Origin of the sequence: Micromonospora sp. S4605 (assembly GCF_003176715.1) — a bacterium.
Taxonomy (GTDB): domain Bacteria; phylum Actinomycetota; class Actinomycetes; order Mycobacteriales; family Micromonosporaceae; genus Micromonospora; species Micromonospora echinaurantiaca.
Map to the genome: position 1 here is coordinate 1 of NZ_QGSW01000262.1, position 24,353 is coordinate 24,353.

At 75.3% G+C, this 24,353-nt stretch carries 24 protein-coding genes; 18 read left to right on the forward strand and 6 right to left on the reverse strand.

Translation table 11 applies throughout. The features are described from left to right. Positions 1-31: 31 nt before the first annotated feature. The 14 genes from DLJ47_RS23615 (at position 32) to DLJ47_RS37665 (ending at position 13,329) form a co-directional block, all read left to right on the forward strand. A complete protein-coding gene (locus tag DLJ47_RS23615; RefSeq protein WP_109902853.1) occupies positions 32-1,156 on the forward strand; it encodes a beta-ketoacyl synthase N-terminal-like domain-containing protein in 1,125 nt (374 codons plus the stop codon). Continuing rightward, entirely contained in the window at positions 1,153-2,022 is an 870-nt protein-coding gene (locus DLJ47_RS23620; protein WP_233257981.1) for a beta-ketoacyl synthase N-terminal-like domain-containing protein, read from the forward strand. The genes DLJ47_RS23615 and DLJ47_RS23620 overlap by 4 nt, the downstream gene beginning before the upstream one ends. Then, entirely contained in the window at positions 2,019-2,792 is a 774-nt protein-coding gene (locus tag DLJ47_RS23625; protein ID WP_109902855.1) for an alpha/beta fold hydrolase, read from the forward strand. Before DLJ47_RS23620 ends, DLJ47_RS23625 begins: the two co-directional genes overlap by 4 nt. An 11-nt stretch (positions 2,793-2,803) precedes the next feature. Beyond that, positions 2,804-3,697, forward strand: a complete 894-nt coding sequence (locus tag DLJ47_RS23630) for a thioesterase family protein (protein ID WP_109902857.1) — start codon at positions 2,804-2,806, stop codon at positions 3,695-3,697. After that, on the forward strand, positions 3,694-4,377 hold the full coding sequence (locus DLJ47_RS23635; protein ID WP_109902859.1) for a 2-hydroxychromene-2-carboxylate isomerase: 684 nt from the start codon (positions 3,694-3,696) through the stop codon (positions 4,375-4,377). Before DLJ47_RS23630 ends, DLJ47_RS23635 begins: the two co-directional genes overlap by 4 nt. After that, positions 4,374-5,600, forward strand: a complete 1,227-nt coding sequence (locus DLJ47_RS23640; protein ID WP_109902861.1) for a cytochrome P450 — start codon at positions 4,374-4,376, stop codon at positions 5,598-5,600. The genes DLJ47_RS23635 and DLJ47_RS23640 overlap by 4 nt, the downstream gene beginning before the upstream one ends. A gap of 5 nt (positions 5,601-5,605) precedes the next feature. After that, entirely contained in the window at positions 5,606-6,736 is a 1,131-nt protein-coding gene (locus DLJ47_RS23645) for a steroid 3-ketoacyl-CoA thiolase (RefSeq protein WP_109902904.1), read from the forward strand. A 4-nt stretch (positions 6,737-6,740) separates the two neighbouring features. Next, positions 6,741-7,640, forward strand: coding sequence for an LLM class flavin-dependent oxidoreductase (locus DLJ47_RS23650; protein WP_158289884.1), 900 nt, complete (start codon positions 6,741-6,743; stop codon positions 7,638-7,640). A 309-nt stretch (positions 7,641-7,949) separates the two neighbouring features. Further along, positions 7,950-9,140 carry an acyl-CoA dehydrogenase family protein gene (locus DLJ47_RS23655; RefSeq protein ID WP_109902865.1) on the forward strand — a complete coding sequence of 397 codons (1,191 nt, stop codon included), beginning with the start codon at positions 7,950-7,952 and terminating at the stop codon, positions 9,138-9,140. 13 nt (positions 9,141-9,153) lie between these two features. Beyond that, entirely contained in the window at positions 9,154-9,414 is a 261-nt protein-coding gene (locus DLJ47_RS23660; protein ID WP_088993403.1) for an acyl carrier protein, read from the forward strand. A gap of 31 nt (positions 9,415-9,445) precedes the next feature. Then, positions 9,446-10,108, forward strand: coding sequence for a hypothetical protein (locus DLJ47_RS35910; RefSeq protein WP_158289885.1), 663 nt, complete (start codon positions 9,446-9,448; stop codon positions 10,106-10,108). Next, positions 10,012-11,733: an alpha-L-rhamnosidase-related protein gene (locus DLJ47_RS23665; protein WP_158289886.1), complete on the forward strand. Its 1,722-nt coding sequence runs from the start codon at positions 10,012-10,014 to the stop codon at positions 11,731-11,733. Before DLJ47_RS35910 ends, DLJ47_RS23665 begins: the two co-directional genes overlap by 97 nt. Next, entirely contained in the window at positions 11,730-12,134 is a 405-nt protein-coding gene (locus DLJ47_RS23670) for a hypothetical protein (RefSeq protein WP_109902868.1), read from the forward strand. Before DLJ47_RS23665 ends, DLJ47_RS23670 begins: the two co-directional genes overlap by 4 nt. Positions 12,135-12,138: 4 nt before the next feature. Then, the gene (locus tag DLJ47_RS37665) at positions 12,139-13,329 is read left to right on the forward strand and encodes a cytochrome P450 (RefSeq protein WP_109902870.1); all 1,191 of its coding nucleotides are present in this window, start codon (positions 12,139-12,141) and stop codon (positions 13,327-13,329) included. Positions 13,330-13,336: 7 nt separating this feature from the next. Here DLJ47_RS37665 and DLJ47_RS23680 read toward each other — a convergent pair whose 3' ends face one another. The 3 genes from DLJ47_RS23680 to DLJ47_RS23690 form a co-directional block, all read right to left on the reverse strand. Beyond that, positions 13,337-14,584, reverse strand: coding sequence for a cytochrome P450 (locus tag DLJ47_RS23680; RefSeq protein ID WP_109902872.1), 1,248 nt, complete (start codon positions 14,582-14,584; stop codon positions 13,337-13,339). A gap of 3 nt (positions 14,585-14,587) precedes the next feature. Further along, positions 14,588-15,793 carry a cytochrome P450 gene (locus tag DLJ47_RS23685; RefSeq protein WP_146228185.1) on the reverse strand — a complete coding sequence of 402 codons (1,206 nt, stop codon included), beginning with the start codon at positions 15,791-15,793 and terminating at the stop codon, positions 14,588-14,590. Between the two features lie 124 nt (positions 15,794-15,917). Next, a complete protein-coding gene (locus DLJ47_RS23690; protein ID WP_158289887.1) occupies positions 15,918-16,742 on the reverse strand; it encodes a thioesterase family protein in 825 nt (274 codons plus the stop codon). 68 nt (positions 16,743-16,810) lie between these two features. Between DLJ47_RS23690 and DLJ47_RS23695 the strand changes: the two genes are divergently transcribed. The 4 genes from DLJ47_RS23695 to DLJ47_RS23710 all read left to right on the forward strand — a co-directional run bounded on the left by DLJ47_RS23695 (position 16,811) and on the right by DLJ47_RS23710 (position 21,153). After that, complete coding sequence (locus DLJ47_RS23695) at positions 16,811-17,278, forward strand: VOC family protein (protein WP_109902878.1); 468 nt, start codon at positions 16,811-16,813, stop codon at positions 17,276-17,278. Further along, positions 17,275-18,438 carry a class I SAM-dependent methyltransferase gene (locus tag DLJ47_RS23700; protein WP_109902880.1) on the forward strand — a complete coding sequence of 388 codons (1,164 nt, stop codon included), beginning with the start codon at positions 17,275-17,277 and terminating at the stop codon, positions 18,436-18,438. Before DLJ47_RS23695 ends, DLJ47_RS23700 begins: the two co-directional genes overlap by 4 nt. A gap of 116 nt (positions 18,439-18,554) precedes the next feature. Beyond that, positions 18,555-19,619 (forward strand): methyltransferase, encoded by a 1,065-nt coding sequence (locus tag DLJ47_RS23705; protein ID WP_109902882.1) that lies wholly within the window; start codon positions 18,555-18,557, stop codon positions 19,617-19,619. A 4-nt stretch (positions 19,620-19,623) separates the two neighbouring features. Beyond that, positions 19,624-21,153, forward strand: a complete 1,530-nt coding sequence (locus DLJ47_RS23710) for an amidase (RefSeq protein WP_109902884.1) — start codon at positions 19,624-19,626, stop codon at positions 21,151-21,153. On the opposite strand, the gene DLJ47_RS23715 is transcribed toward DLJ47_RS23710, so the two are convergent. The 3 genes from DLJ47_RS23715 to DLJ47_RS23725 all read right to left on the reverse strand — a co-directional run bounded on the left by DLJ47_RS23715 (position 21,115) and on the right by DLJ47_RS23725 (position 24,333). Beyond that, on the reverse strand, positions 21,115-21,477 hold the full coding sequence (locus tag DLJ47_RS23715; RefSeq protein WP_199235981.1) for an MmcQ/YjbR family DNA-binding protein: 363 nt from the start codon (positions 21,475-21,477) through the stop codon (positions 21,115-21,117). The two genes, DLJ47_RS23710 and DLJ47_RS23715, sit on opposite strands and share 39 nt — an antisense overlap. A gap of 91 nt (positions 21,478-21,568) precedes the next feature. Beyond that, positions 21,569-22,912, reverse strand: a complete 1,344-nt coding sequence (locus DLJ47_RS23720) for a condensation domain-containing protein (protein ID WP_109902886.1) — start codon at positions 22,910-22,912, stop codon at positions 21,569-21,571. Further along, entirely contained in the window at positions 22,909-24,333 is a 1,425-nt protein-coding gene (locus tag DLJ47_RS23725) for an MFS transporter (RefSeq protein WP_199235982.1), read from the reverse strand. The genes DLJ47_RS23720 and DLJ47_RS23725 overlap by 4 nt, the downstream gene beginning before the upstream one ends. Positions 24,334-24,353: the final 20 nt, after the last annotated feature.

Sequence of the window (24,353 nt, forward strand, 5' to 3'; positions counted from 1 at the left end):
GTGGGGGCCGCCGTCGTCCGGGGGTGGGGCCGTGGCACTGATCGCGGCTAGCGCGGTACGCAGCTGCTTCGGCGACGGCGCCGCCACCTTCGACCGGCTGCTGGCCGGCGAGAGCGGCGTCGGCCCGCTGCGCCACGTCGACCCGACCGCTGTCAACGTCACCCACGCCCACCACCTGCCCGCCCCGGCCGGTGCGGACGAACCGGAGCTGCCCGCCAGCGACTGGCTCGCCGGGTGCGTCACCGCGGCGCTCGCCGCGGCCGGGCTCGACCCGGCCGCCGCCCGGGTGCCGGTGCTGGTCGGCACCGGCCTGCGCGAGCTGCGCTCGGTGGAGCGGCAGGCGGTGTCCGGCCGGCCGGTACGGGCGGCCCGGCTGCACTTCACCGGCGCGCTGCGGGCCGCCGCCCCGCGGCTCGGCCCGGTGCTCACCGTCGCCAACGCGTGCAGCGCCTCCGGGCACACCCTCGCCCTCGCCGGCGACCTGGTCGACAGCGGGGCGGCCGACGTGGTGGTGGCCGCCGGCACCGACGCGATGACCGCGTCCATGCTGGCCATGATCGGACGGGTCACCGAGGAGCCGACCGCACAGGTACGGCCCTTCGACGCCGACCGCACCGGGGTGCTGCTCGGCGAGGGCGCCGCCGCGGTGGTGGTGGTCTCCGGGGCGTGGCGCGGACCGGTGGCGGCCCGGCTGCTCGGCGTCGGGCTCTCCTGCGACGCCCACCACGAGACCGCCCCGTCGCTGGCCGGCATCAGCCGGGCGATGACCGACGCGCTGGCCCGCGCCGGCCGGTCCCCGGCCGAGGTGGACGTGGTGGTCAGCCACGGCACCGGCACGCTGCTCAACGACGTCACCGAGGCCGAGGCGATCCACCGGGTGCTGGTCGAGGCCGGCGGCGACCCGTACGTGACCGGCATCAAGGGGGCGCTCGGCCACACCTCCGGCGCTTCGGCGCTGATGAGCCTGGACGTGGCGATCCGCTGCCTGCGCGACGGGCGGGTGCCGCCGGTGGTGGGGCTGCGCCGCCCGTTGCCGGAGGCGACGGCGCTGCGCCTGGTCACCGGCGCGCCGGTGCGCTGCGCCGCGCGGGTGGCCCAGGTCAACTCGTTCGGCTTCGGCGGGGTCAACGCGGTCACCCTGGTGGCGGCGGCGTGACCGGGTACGGCGTCGCGGTCACCGGGTGGAGCGCGCACCTGCCCGCCCTGCCGCCCGGCGCCCGGCTCGCCGGCTGGGAGCCGGGTCCGGCGTGCCCGCCCGAGGACGCCGCGACGCTGCTCGGCCGCAAGGGGCTGCTGGCCAAGGAACCGGCGACCCGGCTGGCGCTCTGCGCCGTGCACCGGGCGCTGGGCCGGCCGGCGCGGGCCGGCCGGCGCGTCCCGGACACGCCACCGGATCCGGACACCGCCGTGGTGGTCGCCACCAACCTCGGCAACTGCGCCACCGTCGCGGCGGTGGCCAGCGCGGTCGCTGCGGACGGGGTACGGGCGGTGAGCCCGCTGGACGCGCCGAACGCGTCGAGCAACGTGGTCAGCAGCACCGTGGCGATCTGGTTCGGCTGGGGCGGCCCCAACCTGACCGTCTGCTCGGGCCACCCGGCCGGTCTGGACGCGGTCGGGCTCGGCGTGCTGCTGCTGTCCGCCGGCCGGGCCCGGCGGGTGGTGGTGGTCGGCGCGGAACCGGCGGACCCGGTCGCCGCCGGGCTGCTCGACGCTGCCGTGCCGCTGCGCCCGCTGGCCGCCTGCGTGCTGCTGGAACGCGACGGTGACCTGCGGCTCGGCCCGGTCGAGGAGCTGACCGGGCCGCCGCCCGGGGGAGCGGACCTGCTGCTCGCCCCGGCCGGGCTGGCCGCCGACGCGGTCGACCTGACCGGCGCGGTCGGCGCCGGCTACGGCGCGCTCGGCGTCCTCCAGGTGGCGGTGGCCGCCGCCGTGCTCGCCGAGCGGGGCGGCAGCGCCCGGATCGTCTGCGGCGACCCGGACGACGGGTACCGCACCACCCGGCTGTCGAGGGGGACCGGATGACGTCGCCGCAGGCCCACCTGCTCTCGCCGGGCACCGACACCGGCCCGTGCGCGGTGTTCGTGCACGGCATCGAGGACACCTGGCGTACCTGGACCCGGCTGTCGCGCTGTCTCGGGCCGCAGTGGCGCACGGTCGCCCTGGATCTGCCCTGGCGGGCCGGCAACGACTACCGCTGGCGCTGGTCCGGCGGCCCGGGGGACTGGGTCGGCGCCGGGCTGGAGGCGCTCGGCGACCGGCCGTTCCTGCTGGTCGGCCACTCCTTCGGTGCGAACGCGGTGCTCGCCCGGCTGGCGGCCGGCGAGCCGCGGGCCACCGCGGCGGTGCTCGCGGCGCCGTTCTTCCGCCCGGCCGAGCACCGGGTCACCTGGGAGACCTTCGACCTGTCCCGGGAGACCTTCCAGCGGCAGATCAGCGACGGGATGCGGCTGCGGCTGCGGCGTACCGCCCCGCCGGACGTCTTCGAGGTGATGATCGCCCGCACCTGCGAGCGGATCGGCCCGGTCGGCTTCCTCGCCGTCTTCGAGCAGTACGTGGCCAGCGGCCACCTGCCGCTGTCGCACGTGGACATCCCGGCGGCCATCCTCATCGGCGAGGCGGACCCGGGCATGTTCCGCCCGCACATGGAGGCGCTGGCCCGCCGCCTGCCCCGGGCCACGGTGGCCGCCGGCGACGACTTCGACCACTTCTGCCACGTCAACCACGCACCCGAGGTGGCCCGGCTGATCGAGGAGCTGGCGGCCGCCGGTGCCGGCCTCCGACCGACCGATTGAGGAGGGGATCCATGTCCAGTCCCGAACCGGAGCGCGGCACCGTCTGCCGGCTCCGTCCCCGGTACGCGGGCGCCAACATCCGCACCTGGATCGGCTTCAAGAACTTCATGTACCTGGCCGAGGAGGCCACCCTGGCCTGGTTCCGCGAGCGGGACCTCGGCCCGCGCTCCCTCTACCACCGGTACGGCCTCGGACTGGAGATCGTGGACAGCTCGGTGCAGCTGCCCGCCGTCCTCGAGGTCGACGACGAGGTGGAGGCGCGGGTCGAGCCGCGCGGGCCCGGACGGTTCGGCGTGCGGCTGCACCTGCGCCGCGACGGGCAGCCGGTCACCGTGCTGCGGGGCACCGTGACGGTGGCGCTGGTCACCGAGCGCGGCGCCCCTACCGCGGACCCGCCGCCGGCGCTGGCCCCGCTGGTGGTGCCCGGCGTGGCCGCGGTGGCCCCGGCCGACCCGCCGCCGCCGGCGGCGGAGGCGTACCGCTTCGGGTGGCGGGCCCGCTACTTCCACTGCCACTACTCCGACCGGGTGCAGCACGGCAGCCACGTCGCCGCGCTGGAGGAGGTGGTCGACCGGTTCCTCGCCGACCGGGGCCTGTCGGTGCCCCGGCTGCTCGCCGAGCGCAGCTGGATCCCGGTGGTGTCCCGGGCCCGGGTGCGGCTGCTCGCCGACGCGCACATGGACGACGAGATCGAGACCACCTTCACCGTCACCGAGATCGTCAAGGACCGCGCCTTCGACGGCCGGATGGACGCCTTCGCCACCGGGCCCGGGCGGGACCGGCCGCGGCACGTCGCGACCGCCCGCATCCTGCACGGCTACGCGGTGAGCGCCGGGCCGGACGCCGGCACCCTGGCCGAGCTCGACGCGGAGACGGTCAAGGCCCTCACCGGGGGCGCGTCGTGAAGCGCGGACCCCGGGTGCACTTCTCCTTCCGCAGCCCGTTCAGCTGGATGGCGATCCACCGGCTGCGCCGCCGGCTGCCCGACGCCCACCAGCGGCTGGACTTCATCCCGTACTGGGACCCGGACGAGCGCACCAGCGCCGACCTGGCGGCCGCCGGGGCGGAGTTCCACTACACCCCGATGAGCAAGGCCAAGCACCTCTACATCCTGCACGACACCCGGCGGCAGGCGGCCAAGCTCGGCCTGCGGATGGTCTGGCCGGTCGACGTCGACCCGTGGTGGGAACTGCCGCACCTGGGCTACCTGCTGGCCCGGCGGCTCGGCCGCGGCGAGCAGTTCTACGACGCGGTCACCGCCGCCCGGTGGGAGCGCGGCGAGAACGTCTGCGAGCCGCCGGTGCTGCGCGCCGCGGCCGAGCGGGCGGGGCTGGACGGCGAGGAGATCGTGGCCGCCGCCGAGTCCGCCGAGATCCGCGCGGCCGGGGTGGACTGTCTGGTCACCGCGTACCACGACGACATCTTCGGGATCCCGTACTTCCGGGTCGGGCCGCACCGGTTCTGGGGGCTGGACCGGCTCGACGACTTCCTCACCGAACTGCTCGGCCCGGCCACCGTGCCGGTGCCCACCGGCGCGCCGGAGCGGGTGCTCGTCGACACCGACACCGCGGGCGGCTGCGGATGAGCGGCACCGCGGTCCGCGCGGCGGCGCTGTTCGACCCGACGGACCCGGCCGTCGCCGACGACCCGTACCCCAGCTACGCCCGGCTGCGCCGAAAGGCCCCGGTGCTGCACCTGCCGGCGGCGGACGTCTGGGCGGTGAGCCGGCACGCCGACGTGGCGGCGGTGCTGCGCGACCCGGCCACGTTCTCCTCGAAGGTGGGCATGAGCCCCGACTTCGGTGGGCGCAAGGTGATCCCGGACGCCGGGGTGCGCTACCGGATCGGCGCGCCCGACGTGCGGGTGCTGATCGCCACCGACCCGCCCGAGCACCAGGTGTTCCGGCGGGCGGTGGCGCGCGCCTTCAGCCCGTCCGCGGTCGCCGCCCTGGCGCCGCGGGTCACCCGGATCGCCCGCGACCGGGTGCGCCGGCTGCTGGCGTACGACGGGCCGGTCGACTTCTTCGCCGAGGTGGCCGAGCCGGTGCCGGCGCTGGTACTGGCGGAGATGCTCGGCGTCCCGGCGGAGATGCAGCACGAGTTCCGGCAGTGGTCGGCGGTCATCACCGCCGACCTGAGCCAGGCCGGTTCCGGCGCCGACGGCATCGGTCGCGGCATGGACATGTTCCGGTTCTTCGGGCGGCGGCTGCGGCACGGCACGCCGCACGAACCGCCCGACCTCTTCGACGCCATCGCCGCCGGGCGCCGGGCCGGCATCACCGACCAGGAGGTGCTGGCCTTCTGCGCGTTTCTGCTGGTCGCCGGGATCGAGACGACCACCAGCCTGGCCACCAACCTGCTGCACACGCTGATCGGCCAGCCCGAGCTCGCCGACCGGCTGCGTCGGCACCCCGAGCTGGTGCCGGCCGCGGTCGAGGAGGGCATCCGGTACGACACCTCGGTGCAGGCGCTGTGGCGCGGCACCACCCGCGAGGTGACGCTGCGCGGGCAGCGCATCCCGGCCGGTGCCCGGGTGCTGGTCCTCTTCGGCTCGGCCAACCGCGACGAGACGGTCTTCACCGACCCGGACACCTTCCGCCTCGACCGCCACCCCAACGACCACCTGAGCTTCGGCGGCGGGGTGCACTACTGCCTCGGCGCCCGGCTGGCCCGACTGGAGCTGACAGCGGTCTTCACCGAACTGCTCGCCGCGACCCGGGCGATCGAGGCGGCCGGCCCCGGCCGGCGTACCGGCAGCCTGGTGCTGCGCGGCTTCACCCACCAGCCGGTCCGGGTGGTGCCGCGGTGACCGGGCTGACCGACGCGGTGATCGTGGACGCCGTCCGCACCCCGATCGGGCGGCGCGACGGCGCGCTGTCCACCGTCAAGCCGGTGGCGCTGCTGCGGCACGTGCTGCTCGGGCTGATCGAGCGCACCGGCGTCGACCCGGCGGCGGTGGAGCAGGTGATCGGCGGCTGCGTCAGCCAGGTCGGTGAGCAGGGGCTCGGGGTGACCCGCAACGCCTGGCTCGCCACCGGGCTGGACCCGGGCGTCGGCTGCACCACCGTCGACGTCAGCTGCGGCTCCGCGCAGCAGGCCAACCACCTGGTCGCCGCGCTGATCGCGACCGGGGCGATCGAGGTGGGCATCGCCTGCGGCGTCGAGTCGATGAGCCGGGTGCCGGCCGGCGCCAACGCGCCCGGCGGCGTGGACGAGCACAAGCTGCCCGACTACCCGTGGGACGACCCACCGGGCGTGCAGTTCGGCGGGGCCGAGCGGATCGCCCGGCGCGAGGGGCTGACCCGCGCCGACCTCGACGGCTACGGCGCGCTGTCCCAGCAGCGGGCCGCCCGGGCCTGGGCGCACGGGCGGTACGCCGCCGAGGTGCTGCCGCTGGGCGGCCTTGCCCGCGACGAGGGGCTGCGCCCCACCACCGTCGAGACGCTGGCCGGGCTGCGCCCGGTGATGCGCGGCGGGCTGCACACCGCCGGCAGCACCTCGCAGGTCTCCGACGGCGCCGCCGCGGTGCTGTGGATGTCCCGCCGTCGCGCCGACGAGTTGGGGCTGCGGCCCCGCGCCCGGCTGCTGCACCAGGTGGTGACCGGCGCCGACCCGTATTTCCTGCTGGACGGGCCGACCGTGGCCACCCGGCGGATCCTCGACCGGGCCGGGCTGAAGCTCGCCGACCTGGACGTGGTGGAGGTCAACGAGGCGTTCGCCGCGGTGGTGCTCTCCTGGGCCCGGCACCACGGCGCCGACCTGGGCCGGGTGAACGTCAACGGGGGAGCGATCGCGCTCGGGCACCCGATGGGCGCCACCGGCGCCCGGCTGCTCACCACCGCCCTGCATGAGCTGGAACGCATCGACGGGGAGCTGGCGCTGGTCACCATGTGCTGCGGCGGCAGCCAGGGCACCGCCTCGGTGCTGCAACGGATCGCGGGGTGAGCCGGTGCGGATCGGACTGCTGCTCGACCGGTTCGACTGGCCCGGCGGCCCGGCCGCGCAGGGCCCCACCCTGCGCCGGATCGCCGTCGAGGCGGAGCAGGCCGGGGTGGCCAGCATCTGGATCAACGACCACTTCCTGCAGATCCCGCTCTTCGGCGAGGTCACCGACCCGATCCTGGAGTCGTGGACGGTGCTGGCCCACCTCGCCGCCGTCACCCGGCGGGTCGAGCTGGGCACCCTGACCACCGGCGGGCACCACCGCCACCCGGGGCCGCTGCTGAAGATCGTCACCACCCTGGACGTGCTCTCCGGCGGGCGGGCCTGGCTCGGCGTCGGGCCGGCCTGGAACGAACGGGAGCAGCTCGCCCTGGGCATCCCCACGTACAGCTGGCCGGAACGGTTCGCCCGGCTGGAGGAGCTGCTCCAGGTCGCGCACCGGGCCTTCGCCGGCGACCGCAGCCCGTACGCCGGTGAACACCTGCGGCTGGCGGAACCGGTCTTCTCGCCCCCGCCGCTGCGCCGCCCCCCGATCCTGGTCGGCGGCGCCCACGAGCGCCGGGTCTTCCCGCTGGTCGCCCGGTACGCCGACGCCTGCAACCTGTTCGAGGCCGGCGGCCTGCCGATGCTGCGGCTCAAACTCGACCTGCTGCGCCGCCGCTGCGAGGAGATCGGACGGGACTTCGCCACCCTGCGCCGGACCTCGTTCGGCCCGTTGCACCTGACCCGCACCGGCGCCGGCGACTCGCAGACCGTCCCGGCCGCGCTGGAGCGGTTCGCCACCCTCGCCGACGAGGGCTTCGAGCTGGCCATCGTGGCGCTGGCCGACCCACTCGACCCGGCCGCGTTCGACCTGCTCGCCGAACTGGTCGAGGCGCTCGCCCCGGTCGGCGTCGCGCCCCGGTAGCCCGCTCGCGTCGCTGGGTGTCGGCGCCCGGCAGGCCGCTCGCGCCGGTCGGCGTCGCGCCCCGGTGGCCGCTCGCGTCGCTCGGGATCGCGCGGGGTCGTGCCCCGGTGGCCCGCTCCGCGTCGCCCGGCGGCGCGCCCCGGTGGACGGCTCGCACGGTCGCCGTCGCGGCCCGGTGGGCGCCCGTGCCGGGTCGCCCCGGTGTGCAATCCGCGCTCCTTGTCGGCCTCCGCGGGCCGTTGGGAGACTGGCTGCGCCGTGACGGTGGGCGACGAGTCGCGTGCCATCTGCGTACACATTGGAGGTCCGATGAGCGTGACCGGTGAAGCGGCGCGGGACACCGCCCGCAGCGGCGCGGACGTCGTCAAGGCCGCCGAGCTGCTGGCCCCGGAGTTCGCCGAGCGGGCCGCCGAGGGCGAACGGCTGGGCCAGCTGCCGGCGGACCTGTTCACCAAGGCGCAGGACGCCGGCCTGATCGACCTGATGCTGCCGCGCGCGCTCGGCGGGCTGGAGCTGGACCCGCTCACCGTGGTCGAGGTGATCAGCACGATCTCCGCCGCCGACGGGTCGGCGGGATTCACCATCCTCACCCTGAACGCCACCTGCTACGTCGCCTGGCTCGCCGAGGACGCGGCCCGCACCGTGCTGGCCGGTGAACCGCGCGCGGTGGCCACCGTCTTCACTCCCCGGGGCAGCGCTGTCCCGCAGGATGACGGCAGCCTGCTGGTGACCGGCCGCTGGCCGTTCAACACCGGCTGCCGCAACGCGTCCTGGTTCTGCAACGGGGTGATGGTGCTCGACGGCGACAAGCCGGCCGTCGTACCGCCCGGCCGGCCGGACTGGCGGCTGGTGTTCGCCCCCCGCGAGCAGTGCGGGATCCTCGACACCTGGGACGTCGCCGGGCTCAAGGGCACCGGCAGCAACGACACCGTGATGGAGCGGGTGCGGGTCACGCCGGAGTTCACCGCCAACCCGATCTTCGAGCCGCCCCGGCACGACGGGCCGCTGTACCGGTGGTCGTTCTTCGCCCTGATGGGGGTGCAGTTCGCCGGGTTCCCGCTGGGCATCGCCCGCCGGGCGCTGGACGAGTTCGTCGCGCTCGCGCCGAAGAAGTCCCGCGGCAGCAAGCCGCTGGCCCAGGAACAGTCGGTGCAGCTCGCCGTCGCCCGGTGCGAGGCGGACCTGCGCTCGGCGAAGGCCTTCGTCACCGACGTGATGGGCACCGCCTGGGAGCGCACGCTGCGCGGCGACGAGATGAGCATGGACGACCGGGTGGCGGTGCGGCTGGCCACCGGCCGGGCGATCCGGGCCGGCGTCGAGGTGGTCGACACCGTGTTCCGGCTCGCCGGCGGGGGCGCCCTCTACGGCAGCTCGCCGCTGCAACGGTGCTGGCGGGACATCAACGCCGGCAGCCACCACGGCTACTTCTCCGAGTACCACGAGACGCGGGTCGGGCGGGCGCTGCTCGGGGTGCCCGTGCCGGACCCCTGGATGATGTGAAGGGCGGTGGCCGATGAGCCAGTCGGATGCCAAGGTGAGCGAGGTCGAGGACCCGGCCGCGGTGGTGCAGTCCATCGTCGACGAGATCGCCGGCAGCCCGGTCTCGCCGGAGCTGAGCTTCTTCGACCTCGGGCTGGACTCGATCCAGCTGATGGACATCTGCAACCGGATCAACGACCGGTACGGGGAGGTGATCGACCTCTTCCTGCTGTTCGAGAGCCCGACCATCAACGAGTGCGCCGACATCGTCCGGGCGCACGGCCACGGCGCCTGATGCGCCACCGCCACCGCCCGCCGGTGACCCGATGAGCCGCGCCTGGGCCGCCCAGTGGATCTGGTGCCACGACAGCGGCATCGACAAGCTCGGCGAGTTCTCCACCGACACCCGGATCGCGGCCGGCGCGCACGACCGCCGGGTGCTCTTCCGGCGGGTGTTCGACCTGCCGGCGCCGCCGGTGACCGCCCCGCTGCGGATCACCGCGGACTCCCGGTACGTGCTCTGGGTCAACGGGCGGGAGCTGGCCCGGGGACCGGCCCGGTCGCACCCGGCCCGGCTGCCGTACGACACCGTCGACGCCGGCCCGGCCCTGGTCGCCGGCCGTAACGTGCTCTGCTGCCTGGTCCGCTTCTACGGCGAGCCGAACGCCCGGTGGATGCCGGCCGGGCCGACGTTCAGCCACGGCGCCGGCGGGCTGCTGGCCGAACTGGCGCTGCCCGACGGGCCGCTGGCCACCGACCGCGCCTGGCGCTACCGGATCGCCGACGCCTGGACCCCGCAACGGCCGGAGGGCGTCGGCGGCTCGGTGCCCGAGGTGCTCGACGGCCGGCGACTCGACCCGGACTGGCTGGCCGTCGACGCCGACGAGGCCGGGTGGCGCCCGGCCCGGGTGATCACCGCACTGCACATCGGCGGCACCGCGCGTACCACCCCGCCGACGCGCAGGCCGGCCCGGTACGCGCCGAGCTGACGTTCCCGGTCGAGCTGGAGCTGACCGCCGACGCGGTCGCCGTGCTGACCGTCGACTGGGGGCGGGTGGTGGCCGGCACCCTGGATCTGCGCCTGCACGCCCCGGCCGGCACCCGGGTGGACGCCCGGATGTGCGAGGAGCTGGACGCCGACGGGCGGATCCCGGCGCAGCACCACCCGCACGGGGTGCGCTACGTCGCCCGGGGCCACGCCGACCGGTTCGAGTCCGCCGACCCGGCCGGCGGCCGGTACGCAATGCTGGTGCTCACCGGCGCCGGCCGGGTACGCCTCGACGCGCCGGTGGTGCGCGAACGGCTGCGCCCCCGCCCGCCGGGCGCCTACTTCACCTGCTCCGACGAGCTGCTCGACCGGATCCACCGCACCGGGCTGCGGACCGTCGACCTGAGCGCCCAGGACGCCTACCTGGACTGCCCGACCCGGGAGCAGCGGGCCTGGGTCGGCGACTCGGTGGTGCACCAGTCGGTCGACCTGCTCACCAACCCGGACTGGGAGCTCGCCCGCTGGCACCCCCGGCTGTGCGCCAGCCCCCGCCCGGACGGCCTGCTGCCGATGGCGGTGGCCTGCGACTACGAGCACCGCGGCGACACCTACATCCCGGACTGGTCGCTGCACTGGATCCGTTCCGTGCACAACCTCTACCGCTGGACCGGCGACCGGGACCTGGTGGCGGAACTGCTGCCGGTGGCGGAACGGGTGCTGCGCTGGTTCGCCGACTTCGCCCGCGGCGGGCTGCTGCACGACGTGACCGGCTGGGTCCTGCTGGACTGGGCGAGCGTCCAGGGCTCCGGCGCCAGCGCGACGCTCAACGGGTTGTGGGGGCGGGCGCTGCGCGACGTCGCCGAGATGTCGGCCTGGCTGGGCGACCAGGGCCGGGCCCGGTGGGCGGCGGCCCGGCACGCCGAGCTGGCGGCCGCGTACCCGGTCTTCTGGGACCAGCGGCGGGGCGCCTACCGCGACTGGCTGCGCGACGGGGTCACGGCCCCGCAGGTCTCCGACCACGCCACCGCGGCGGCCGTGGTGGGCGGCCTGGTACCGGCGGCGCTGCGCCCGGCCGCGCTGCGTTTCCTGCTGCGCCGCGCGGACCGGGTGTGCCGGGCCTGGTCGTTCCGCACCATGCCGCTGCGGGCCGCGATGGGGCCGCCCCCGCCGGACTGGGACGTGGCGCGCGAGGTGGTCGAGGCGCAGCCGTTCTTCCGGTACGTGGTGCACGACGCGGTGGCCGAACTCGGCGCCGCCGGGCAGGTGGCGGCGCTGTGCCGGGACTGGGCGCGGCTGTTCGACCTGGGCGACGGCACCTGGCCGGAGACCTGGCTGGGCGGTTCGCACTGCCACGGCTGGTCGGCCACCCCCAGCCGGGACCTGCCGCTGTACACCCTGGGGGTCAGCCCCGACCTGCCCGGTTTCGCGCGGGCCCGGATCGCGCCCCGGCTGGGCGACCTGGCCTGGGCGCGCGGGGCGGTGCCCACGCCGCACGGGCTGATCGAGGTGGCGGTCACCGACCGGGTGGAGGTCACCTCGCCGGTGCCCTTCGTGCTCGACCTGGACGGCCGGCGCGAGTCGCGCCCCGCCGGCAGCTTCAGCACCGCCCTGGTGGGGGCGCGATGACCGGTCCCGAACCGGACCCCGGTGCGGTGCGTGACCTGCTCCGGCAGGCGTACGCGCTGGTCTGCGACCGGCTGGACGGCGACATCGCGATCAACGCCGCGCTGCTGACCACGGTGGAGGCCGCGCTCGGCCTGGCCGAGCTGCGGGCGGACCGCTGCGCCGACGCCGAGCAGCGCAGCGAACGGCTCAGCGAGGTCTACCGGTGCGCCCGGGCGGCGGCCACCACTGTCCGGTTCGCCGTGGTGGAGGCCGACGACCGCCGGCGGATCCGCGGGGTCCGGCGGCCGGAGCCGCGTCCGGCGCCACCGGCTCAGGCCGCGCCGGCGACGTACGACGGTGGGAACGGGCGCCGCCCGCGGGCCCGGCAGGAGCAACCGGCGGTGGCCGGCGGGGAGGGGTGAGCAGATGCCCGGTGGCGAGCGGGTGGCGGAGCGGGTGACCTTCGACCGGTCCGACCCGGCGTTCCTGCACGACCCCTATCCGACCTGGACCCGGCTACGCGACGCCGATCCGCTGCACCTGACCCCCGGCGGCACCTACCTGGTCACCCGGTACGAGGACGTGACGGCGCTGCTGCGCGACCGCCGCTGCGGCCGGTCGGTGCCGCCCCGGCTGGTGCGCCGGGTGGCCGGCACCGGCCCCACCCTGACCTCGTTCCTGGCCAGCGTGCTCAACCTGGAGGGGGAGCGGCACGGGCGGATCCGCCGGCTGATGCTCACCCCGTTCACTCCCCGGCCGGTGGCCGGGCAGCGGGAGCGGGTCGACGCGCTGGTCGACGGCCTGCTCGACCGGGCCGGCGACCGCTTCGACCTGATCGAGGCGGTCGCCGCCGACCTGCCCATCCTGCTCGTCTCCGACGTGCTCGGCCTGCCGCACGCCGACGCCGCCGAGCTGAAGCGGGGGATCGCCGCGCTGATCGACGCGTCAGCGGTCTTCCCGCCGCCGGAGGCGCTGGCCCGCAGCGACGAGGCCAACGCCTTCTTCGCCGACTACTTCGCCCGGATGGTGCGCCGGCCGGCGGCGGACGGCCTGCTGGCCGGGATGGCGGCGGCCTGGCGGGCCGGCCGGATCACCGCCGAGGAACTCTCCGCCAACGCCACCCTGCTGCTCTTCGCCGGCAACGAGACCACCACCAACAGCATCGGCAACGGGGTGCTGGCGCTGCTGTCCCGACCCGAGCTGCTCGACCGGCTGCGCCGTACGCCGGAGCTGGTGCCGACCGTGGTCGACGAGCTGCTGCGCTACGACAGCCCGGTGCAGACCACCATCCGCTGGACCGAGGCGCCGATCGACCTGCCGTCCGGCCGGTTGCCGGCGCGCCGCTTCGTGGAGGTGTCGCTGGCCGCCGCCAACCGCGACCCCCGGGCGTTCGACCGGGCCGACGAGGTGGTGCCCGACCGGCAGCCGAACCCGCACCTGGCCTTCGGTCACGGCATGCACCTGTGCCTGGGCCTGCACCTCGCCCGGCTCGCCGGCGAGCTGGTGCTGCGCCGGCTGCTGACCCGCTACGCCACGGTGGAGCTGGACGGGGAGCCGGTGCGCGCGGCGTCGCTGTGGAACCGCGGCCTGCACCGCCTGCCGCTGCGGGTGAGCTGAGCGGGGCTCAGCCGAGGCGGACCGGGAGGCTGGTCAGGCCGCGCAGGGTGAAGCAGGGCACCCGGCGGCGCGCCGGCCCGGCGAGGCTCATCCCGGGATACCGGCGGACCAGCGCGGCCAGCGCGGCGCCGACCTCGATCCGGGCCAGGGTGCCGCCGAGGCAGGAGTGCATGCCCCGGCCCAGCCCCAGGTTGCGCGGGGCCTCCGGGCGGCGCAGGTCGAGCCGGTCCGGGTCGGCGAAGACCCGCTCGTCGCGGTTGGCCGAGCCGAGCAGCAGCATCACCTGACGGTGGGCCGGGATGTCCACCCCGTCGACGTGGTAGACGCCGGTGGTGACCCGGGTGGAGGTCTGCACCGGGCTGTCGTAGCGCAGCAGTTCCTCGACCGCGTTGGGCATCAGCTCCGGTGAGCGGCGCAGCAGGTCGAGCTGGTCCGGGTGCTCCAGCAGCGCGAGCATCCCGTTGGCGATCAGGCTGACCGTGTTGTGGTGCCCGACGATCAGCAGGAACACCCCGTTCACCAGCAGCTCGGGCAGGGACATGGTGCGGTCGTCGCGGCTGGCCGCCAGCCACCGGCCGAGCAGGTTGCCGCCGGGCACGGCGTCGCGGCGGCGCACCAGCCGGGCGAAGTAGGCGCCGGCCTCCCGGGTCGCCTCCGCGGCCTGCTCCCGCTGGGCGTCGGTGAGCACCGCGTCCGGGTCGGAGGCCACGCCGAACTCGTGCGACCAGCGGCGCAGCAGCGGCTGGTCCGCGCGGGGGATGCCGAACAGCCGGGCGATGAGGGCGACCGGGATCGGGTACGCCACGTCGTCCACCAGGTCGATGTCGGTCCGCCCCCGCGCCTCCAGCTCGTCGAGGACCTCGTCCACCGTCTCGGTGATCACCGGGCGGAGCGCGTCCACGGCGGCCGGGTGGAACTCCGGGGTGATGGCCGAGCGGATCCGCCGGTGGTCCGGCGGATCCAGCGCGTTGAGCGGCAGCGGGAACCGGTTGTCCACGCCGCGCGCCCGGAAGTAGCGGTCGTAGTGCTCCAGCCGGGCGAAGTCGCAGCTCAGCGCCGGGTCCTTGAGGCCGCGCAGCACGTCGGTGTACCGGGGCACCACCCAGATGTCCGAGCCGGCGTGCAGCGCCGGCGCGGTCTCGCGCAGCCGCCGCAGGAAGGGGTACGGGTCGGCGACGTACTCGGGGGTGCCGACCACCGACAGGAAGTCCTCGGTGGCGGTGACGGCCGGGCCGTGGTGGTGCCGGGCGGCCATCGGTCAGCCGACGCTGACGGGGAGCTTCGAGTAGCCCCGCTGGGCGGGCCGGTCGAGCCGGGTGGGTTCCTCGGCCACCGCCAGGTCGGGCAGCCGGCGCAGCAGCTGGGGGAAGGCGATCCGGCCCTGCAGCCGGCCCAGCGCCTGGCCGAGGCAGATGTGCGCGCCGGCGCCGAAGGTCAGCGGATGGTTGTTCGGCCGGTCCGGGTCGAACCGGTCCGGGTCGGGGAAGCGGTTCGGGTCCCGGTTCGCCGCGCCGAGCATCATCTGCACGTGCTGGTTGGCCTTCACGTTCACCCCGGCGACGGTGATGTCCTCGGCCGCCCAGCGCAGCGTCCACTGGATCGGCGACTCCATCCGCAGGATCTCGTCGACGAAGCCGGGCCCCAGGGACGGGTCCTCGCGCAGCCGCCGGGCCTGCTCGGGGTGCTCCAGCAGGATGACCAGCCCGCTGCCGAGCATGTTCGCCACCGTCTCCCAGCCGGCCATCAGCAGCAGCACCAGGTTGGCGATCAGCTCGTCGTGGTCGAGCCCCTCGACGGCGGTGTCGTTCGCCTCCAGCAGGGCGGTGAGGAAGTCGTCGCGCGGCTCGGCCCGCCGTTCGGCTACCAGCCGGTCGAAGTAGCGGGACAGCTCGGCGGTGGCGTGGTCGGCGCTGAACAGCGCCTCGCCGAACTGCATGTTCTGCACCTTCACCAGCTCGTCCCAGTGCGGGCGGAGCCACTCGCCGTCGGCGTCGGGCACCCCCATCAGGTCGCAGAAGATGCCCAGCGGCAGCGGGTAGGCGAAGGTCTCCATGAACTCGACCGACCCGCCCCGGCTCTCCAGCAGGGTGTCGATGAGCCGGTCCACCCGCTGCTCGATCTTCTCCTGCATGGCAGCCACCCGGCGGGCGGTGAACGCGGCCCCGAAGACCCGGCGGACCCGGGTGTGGTCCGGCGGGTTCACCGAGTGCAGCGAGTTCGCCATCATCTGCATCGACGGGTGCTCGCGCCAGTTGCGGACGTACCGGTCCAGCGACACGGTGCCGTCGAGCAGCAGCCGGGAGTCGCGCATCATCGCGTCGACGTGGTCGTACCCGACGATGATGTGGACCCGTCGGCCGAAGGGGATCACCGGTCCGTGGGCGTGCATCGCCGCGTACGCCGCGTACGGCTCGGCGCGGCCCTCCGGACTGTTCAGCACCTTCAGCGCGCTCGCGATGTCCACGTCCTCCACCTCCGCACTCGGGGCATCCGGGTTGCAAGGTAGACCGAAGGCCGGGACGCGTTCGACTGTGCAACCTCGCCACTTGGACCCCGCCGGGCGCCGGCCGACCCGCCGGCTTCGGCGCTCAGCTGCCCCGGGAGAAGGCCGCCGGGCGGCTGAGCTGATGCAGCAGCATCTGCTGCTGACCGGCGGCGATCAGCTGGCCGTCGTCCGACCAGACGGCGGCCGTACCGCCGACGAAGCCGTGCGCCGCGGCGGCGCCCCGGGCGTCGACCAGCAGCCACTCCGCGTCCCCGGCGTCGCGGTGGAAGGTCACCGCCAGGTGCGTGGTGAGCGCCAGGGTGCGGTCCCGGTCCGGCATCAGCACCCGGATCGCGGGCCACTGGAGACTGTCCACCAGGATCAGCGCCCGGCAGGCGTCCAGCCACGGTTCGTCGAACGCGGGCACCGGCCGGAACCGGGCCCAGGTGAGCTCGGGCGTCGGGCCGGGCACCACCCGCAGGGTGACGCTGTCGTGCCAGCGCGGCACCCACGCGCCGGCGGCGGCCAGCCGTGCCTTCAGGTCGGGCAGCCGGTCCGGGCCGGGCGCCGCCGGCATCTCGTGCCAGGCCACGACGGGCCCCTCCGGCTGCTCCGGGGTGGCCCACACCTGCGCCTCCAGCAGCTGGTCGCCGCTTTGGAACATGGCCACCCGCAGCGCGGTCGCCCGTTCGGTGACCCGCAGCACGGTGCCGGTGAGCTCCACCCGGCCGAACCGGGCGGGGGCCAGGAACTGGCAGGACATGCTCGCCGGCCGGTACCGGTCGGCCAGCCGCTGACCGGCTCGCAGCGCAACCGCCGCCAGGTAGCCGCCGTTGGGCCCTACGAGCTGCCAGTCGGCGGAGAGCGTCGCGGCGAACCGGCCCGGTGCGACGGATTCCACCTCGGTGTCGGACGCGAGATCGCCCACGATGTTCACCTCCGTGTCCGGTTGCTCACGCTAATGTGACTGTTCCATCGAGCGGAATCGAGGACGGCATGGACCGACAGCCGGTGCGGTACGTGGGTGTCAGCCCCTACCTGTACTACGAAGACGCGGCCGCGGCGTTGGACTGGCTCGCGCGCACCTTCGGCTTCGAGGAGCAGGTGCGCTGGGTCGACCCCGACGGTGTGGTCCAGGAGGCCGAGATCCGGGCGGGTGACACCGTCTTCCAGGTGTGCGGGTGCCCCGGGTTCTGGGCCGAGCGGGGGGTGGCCGGGCCGCTGGGCCAGGAGAACATCCTCTACGTCGACGACGTGGACGCCCACTGGGCCAACACCCGGGCGGCGGGCGCCGACCCGCAGGCCCCGGAGGACAAGCCGTACGGGGTGCGCGCCTACGGCCTCAAGGACCCGGGCGGGCACTCCTGGGTGTTCTGGCAGCGGTTGACCGACACCGTCGAGCTGCAGCCGGGGTGGCGGGAGATCCGCGGCGACCAGGTCACCCGGGAGGCCGTGGCGACATGACCCCGGGGGGCAGGGCGCACGCCCAGGCGCAGGCCCTCGGCGGACGGCTGTTCCAGGCGAGCCTCGCGGCCGCCGAGCTGATGACCGTCTACCTGGGCGTCCGGCTGGGCCTCTACGAGGCGCTGGCGAAGGGGCCGGCAACCGCCGCCGAGTTCGCCAACCGGGCCGGCGTCGCTCCCCGGTACGCGACCGAGTGGCTGGAGCAGCAGGCGGCGGCGGGGATCGTGACGGTCGACGACGGCACGGTCCCCGCCGACCGGCGTCGGTACACCCTGCCGGAGGGGCACCGGCTGGCGCTCACCGACACCGGCGGGCCGTGGGCGGTCGCCCCGCTCAGCGTCCTGCCGGTCGGCGGCATCGCGCCCGCGCTGCCCCGGCTGGCCGAGGCGATGCGGGCCGGCACCGGGGTGCCTCCGGACGCGTACGGCGAGGCGCTGCGGGCGGCGCAGGCCGGGATGAACCGCTCGGTCTTCACCGACCTGCTGCCCGGCTGGCTGCGGAGCGCCCTGCCCGACGTCCACCAGGCGCTGCGCCGCCCCGGCGCGGCGATCGCCGACGTGGGCTGCGGCACCGGCACCTCCACGCTGGTGCTGGCCCGCACCTACCCGCTGGCCCGGGTGCACGGCTTCGACCGGGACGCCGACGCGCTGGCGACCGCCCGGGCCGCGGTACCGGCGGCCGCCGCCGAGCGGGTCCGGTTCTCCGCCGTCGACCTCGCCAACCCCGCCGACCACGCCGACGCCGCCGACGCCGTCGACCTCGCCGGCCCCGCCGACGCCGTCGACCTCGCCGGCCCCGCCGGGGCGGCAGGGTTCGACCTGGTCTGCGTCCTCGACGCGCTGCACGACATGGCGCGCCCGGTGGAGGTGCTCGCCGCCTGCCGGGCCATGCTGAAGCCGACCGGCGCCGTGCTGCTGATGGAACCCCGGGCGGCCGAGCGGTTCACCGCGCCCGCCGACGAGACGGAACGCTTCATCTACACCGTCAGCCTGCTGCACTGCCTGCCGCAGAGCCTGGTGGACGAGGGGTCGGTGGGCACCGGCGCGGTACTACGCCCCGAGACGGTCCGCCGGCACGCCACCGCTGCCGGCTTCGCCCGCGTCACCGTGCTCGACGTCGCGCACCGGTTCCACCGGCTCTACCGGCTCGACCTCCACTGAGGACGGTCAACTGCGCGCTGCTCGCAGTTGTGCCCCCGCGCCGATCCCAGCATGGTGCTCAGGGAGAAGTGTCGTCGGCCAATGGATGAGTGAGGTCCGCGGTGTCAGAGACGGTCGTGAGTACCCGGCAGCCAGCCCAGAGCAGTTCGATCGGGAGCATCCGCAGCCAGCAGAACTCGCAGTTCGGGCTGGAGAACGTGGCGAACCTCGTCACCCCGTACGCGGTGCGGGTCGCCGCGACGCTGCGCCTGGCCGACCACATCACCGACGGTGCGACCGACGTGCCGACGCTGGCGCAGCGCTGCGGCGCGAACCCGAAGGCGCTGCGCCGACTGCTCGTGCACCTGGCGAGCTACGACGTGTTCACCGAGCGGGCCGACGGCGGCTACGACGTCGGGCCGGTGGGTCAGCAGCTGCGCAGCGACCACCCGATGAGCATGCGGGTGCTGCTCGATTTGGACTCGTTCAGCGGTAAGGCCGACCTGTCCCTGTCCGGCCTGCTGGAGTCGGTCCGCACCGGGGAGCCGGTCTACCCGGCGCAGCACGGCAAGCCGTACTGGGAGGATCTGGTCTCCTCGCCGGCGATGGGGGACAGCTTCGAGACCGCGCTGGACACCATCGTCAACTTCTCCTCCCGGTCCCTGCTGCGCGGCTACGACTGGTCGACGGTGAAGCGGATCGTGGACGTCGGCGGCGGCAGCGGCGCCCCGCTGATCCGGCTGCTGAAGAAGTACGAGCACCTCCAGGCGACGCTGGTCGACTTCCCGCAGATGATCGAGCGGGCCCGGCGCAACTTCGAGGCGGCCGGGGTGGCCGACCGGACCTCGGTGACCCCGGGCAGCTACTTCGACCCGCTGCCGCCGGGCGCCGACGCGTACCTGCTCTCCGAGGTCGTCGACCAGGAGTCCGAGGAGAACGCGGTGCGGATCCTGCGCCGCTGCGCCGAGGCCGCCGGCGACACCGGCAAGGTGATGCTGCTCCAGACGCCGGTGACGAAGTCCAACCGGGCCGTGATGACCGCCCTCGACCTGCGGATGCTCACCAGCGTCGGCGGGCAGGAGCTCAGCGTGGAGCAGTATCGCGAGCTGTTCGCCAAGGCCGGGCTGAAGCTCGACACCACCTACCCGGCCAGCAACATCACCACCTTCTCGGTGATGCTCTTCGTCTGCTCCGCCGCCTGAGCCGATGGTCGCTCTGGCGACCGCCACCGGCGCCCGGCTGGTCGCGGCGCTCGCCGCCGGGAAGGTCGGCAGCGCCGAGCTGCTGGAGGCGTGCCTGGCGCGGGTGGCGGCGTACAACGACGGGTTGAACGCGGTGGTCGCGACGGACCTGGACCGGGCCCGCGCCGAGGCCCGGGCCGCTGACGACGCCCGCGCCCGGGGCCGGCCGCTCGGCCCGCTGCACGGGCTGCCGATGACGGTCAAGGACGTCTTCGAGACGGCCGGGCTGCGCACCACGGCGGGCGCGGCGGAGCTGGCCGAGCACGTGCCCGCCCGGGACGCCGACGCGGTGGCCCGGCTGCGAGCCGCCGGCGCGATCGTCTACGGCAAGACCAACGTGCCGCGCTACGCCGGCGACTTCCAGACCTGGAACGAGCGGTACGGCCTGACCGTGAACCCGTGGCGGCCGGACCGCACCGCCGGCGGCTCGTCCGGCGGCTCGGCGGTGGCGGTGGCCGCCGGGATGAGCCCGATCGAGCTGGGCAGCGACATCGCCGGCTCGATCCGGGCACCGGCGCACTACTGCGGGGTCTTCGGCCACCTGCCGAGCTGGGGCGCGGTGCCCGGGCGGGGGCACCTGCCGCCGCCGCCCGGCGCGCTGGCCACCCCCGAGCTGGGCACCGCCGGCCCGCTCGGCCGCGGTGCCGACGACCTGGAGCTCGCCCTGGACGTGCTGGTCGGCGCCGACCTGGCCGGTGTGCCCGGCGGCCGGTTGCCGGCCAACCGGCTGCCCGAGTTGCGCGGGTGCCGGGTGGGGCTCTGGCTGGACAGCCCGCTGGCCCGCACCGACCGGGAGCTGCTGGGCATCCTGCGCCGGCTGGCCGACCGGCTCGCCGACGCCGGCGCCGTGCTGGTCGAGCGGCTGCGCCCGCCCCGGCCGTTCTACGAGATGCACGAGGTGTACGTGCGGCTGCTCATCGGCGTGCTGTCGGCGCACTTCACCCCGGACGAGTACGGGCAGTTGCTCGCCGTCGGCGCGGACGACCCGCTGGCCCAGGCGCTCACCCAGTCCTACCGGGACTGGGCCGCCACCCAGGAGCGGCGGGCCCGGATCGAGGCGGCCTGGCCGGCGGTGTTCGACCAGGTCGACGTGGTGCTCACCCCGGTGACCCCGCTGCCGGCGTTCCCGCACGACCTGGACCGCCCCGCCCCGGAGCGGATGCTGGAGATCGACGGCCGGTCGGTGCCGTACTTCGTGCACATGGTCTGGACCAACCTGGCCAGCCTGGCCCGGTTGCCGGCCACCGTGGTGCCGGTCGGGCACACCGCCGCCGGTCTGCCGGTCGGGGCGCAGATCATCGGGGCGCGCTGGGACGACCGCTCCACCATCGGCTTCGCCCGCCTGGTGGAACGCCTCACCGGTGGCTTCGTCGCCCCGCCGCTGCCGGCCGGGTCCGCCGCCGGCTCCGCCGCTGCGCCACCGGACGCGGAGTCCGCGCCGGCGCGGGCCAGGACGTCACTCGACCTCGGCCGCGAGGCGCTTCGGCGCGGTTAGCCGGTACGCCTCGCGGACCAGCTCGGTCACCTCGTCCCAGTCCAGCCCGGGCGCCTCCAGGTCGACCCCCACCCAGCCCCGCGCGCCCAGGTAGCTCGGCACGTGGAACCGGACCGGGTCGGCGCCGACCAGCGCCTGCTGCGCCCCCGGCGCCGCCTTGACGTGCAGCACCACCCGGCCGTCGCCGTGGTGGTCGTCGAGGAACCACAGGAAGGTCTTCTTCCGCACCCGGTAGCCGACGTGCGGGCCCTCGCCGTCCGCCGTCACCTCCGGCAGCGCGGTGGCGATCGCGCGTACCCGCTCGCGCGGCCCGTCGCCGGTCACGACCCGGCCCCCTCGGCGGTCACGCTCCGGCCGGTTCCGGCGGTCACTCCGCGCCCTCGCCCGCCGGTGGCGACGCTGCCGGTTCCGGCGGTCACGACGCGGCCCGTTCGGTGGCGGGGCGGAGCTGGCCCAGCAGCGCCGGCAGCGACCGGCCCGGGTCGGCCAGCACCGCCCGGGCGGTGGCCGCGAAGTCGGCCAGGAAGCGCTCGACCCACTCCGGCGCGAACTGGTTGCGGGCGTACGAGAGCCGGGCCTCGATCCGGTCGCCGCGTGGAATGACGGTGAGGTTCAGCCCGAACCGGCTCAGCGCCTGGGGCGGCCGGAAGGTGCCCACCTCCAGCCCGGAGGGGAGGGTGGCCGCCTCCCACGCCTCGGGACTGCGGTCGGGCAGCATCTGGAACACCACGTCGTTGAGCCGGCCGGGCGAGTGCACCAGCGACGGCAGCGAGAGCATCTGCGCCGGCACCGCCTGGTGCACCACCGCGTCCAGCACCGTGCGGCGGGTCTCGGCGAGCAGGTCGCGGAACGACCCGGCGGGCGCGACGGCGGTGCGCAGGGCCAGCATGGTGGCCAGGAAGCCGACGGTGTGCTGCAACTCCCGGCGGGTGCGGTTGGCGAAGAACGAGGCGACGGTGAGGTCGCACTGCCCGGTCCGTGAGTGCAGCAGCAGGTAGTACAGGGCCAGGAAGACCGAGAAGAGCGTGGTCCGCTCGGCCCGGGCCAGCTCGCGCAGCCCGTCGCCGACCGGGCCGGGCAGTTCGGCGACGGCCAGCGCCGGCTCCGGCCGGGCCAGGTCGACGACCTCGGCGCGGCCGGGCAGCACCGGCAGCCGGATCCCAGCCAGCCGCGCCTGCCACCACTCCTGCTGGCGGCGCAGCTCACCGCCGTCGGCCGCGGCCCGCTCCCAGCGGCAGAAGTCGAGGTACTGCCAGTCGACCGGGCGCAGCGCCGGGTCCGTCCCGGGCGCCGCGCCGAGCAACCGCACCACGTCGTCCACCACCACTCCGCAGGACCACGCGTCGGAGATCAAATGGTGCATGTTCACGCACCAGACGGCGTCGCGGTCGCCGAGGCGCCACAGGGTGAACCGGACCGGCATGGTGTCGACCGGGATCGGCGCGGTCAGCTCGGCGCGCAGTTGCCGGGTCAGCTCGGCCTCCGCGCCGGCCGGCAGCGCCACCGTGCGTACCGGGGCGGGCAGCCGGTCGTGCACCCGCTGCACCAGCTCGCGGCCCCGCCGCACGAGGGTGGTGCGCAGCGACCCGTGCCGGGCGGTGAGCAGCTCCGCCGCCGCCCGGACCCGTCCGGTGTCCAGGTCGCCCCGGATCCGGAACAGGGCCGGGCAGCTCACCGACGAGGACTCGGAGCGGTAGTGCTCGAGGAACCAGACCAGCCGCTGCCCGATCGACGCGGGCGCCTCGTCGGTCACCGTCATGGCGTGCCCGCGCCCTCGGGGAGGGCCCGGGGCGCGGAGAACGCCGCCACCCCGGCGAGCAGCACGACCCCGGCGGCGAGCAGCATGGCGTTGGTGTAGCCCGCCGCAGCGGTGGCGAACGAGGCGGCGAAGGTGGCCAGCACCGCCACGCCGAGCGCGCCGCCGAACTGGTTGGCGGTGTTGACCAGGCCGGAGGCCAGGCCGGAGCGCTCCTCGGCGACGCCCGCGGTCGCCGTGCTGGTGGCCGGGACGAAGATGGCGCCGATGCCGATGCCCATCAGGATCGTCGGCACCAGGACGTGGACCGGGTAGCTGCCGTCGTCGGGGGCGAGCGACAGCCAGACCTGCCCGGCCGCGGCGATCGCCGCGCCGGCCAGCATCGGCGGCCGGGGGCCGACCTTGGGCAGCAGCATGCTGCCGGCGAACGAGCCCATCACGATGCTGAACGACAGCGGCAGGAAGGCGAGCCCGGCCTGCAACGGGCTGAACCCGTAGACGTCCTGGAGGAAGAGACCGAGCAGGTAGTACATCGGCAGGCTGGCGGCGTTGGCCAGGAACGCCACCGCGTTGCCGGCGGAGACGGTGCGCAGCCGGAAGATGTCCAGCGGCACGATCGGCGTACGGACCCGCCGCTCGATCGCGACGAAGGCGACCAGCAGGGCGACGCCGCCCAGCAGCGGCACCAGGGTGCGCGGCGAGCCCCAGCCGTAGCTGCTGGTGGACGCGGCCCCGAGCACGACGAGCAGCAGGCCGGCGGTGACCGCCGCCGCGCCGGCCAGGTCGAACCCGGGCCGTTGGGCCGGCCGGCGGATCTCCCGCAGGCCGACCAGCGCCCCGCCCAGCAGGAGCAGCCCGACCGGCACGTTGATCCAGAGCACCCAGCGCCAGTCGAGCAGGTCGGTGAGCAGCCCGCCGATCAGCGAGCCGAGCGCGGCGCCGACCACCCCGGCGGTGATCCAGGCGCCGATCGCGCCGGCCCGCTGCTTCGGGTCGGTGAAGTAGGTGGTGAGGATGGCCAGCGTGGTGGGCGCGATGATCGCCGCGCCGACGCCCTGCCCGGCGCGGGCCGCCACCAGCCAGGCGCCGTTGAGCGCGAGCCCGCCGAGCAGCGACGCCACGATGAACACCACCAGCCCGACGACCAGCATCCGGCGGATGCCGAACATGTCGGCGGCCCGGCCGCCGAGCAGCAGCAGGCCGCCGAACGCGAGCAGGTAGGCGTTGACCACCCACTGCAGGCCGAGGTCGCTGAGACCGAGGTCGTTGCGGATGGTGAACAGCGCGACGTTGACGATCGAGGCGTCGAGCAGTTCGGTGAAGGAGGCGCCGCAGGCGATGAGGAGCACGAGCCAGGCGCCGCGGGCCCGCAGCGGCGGGTTGGGCGGGGCGGAAACCGTGCTGGTCGATTCGTCAGTCGTCACCGGGCTCCTCCGAGGACAGT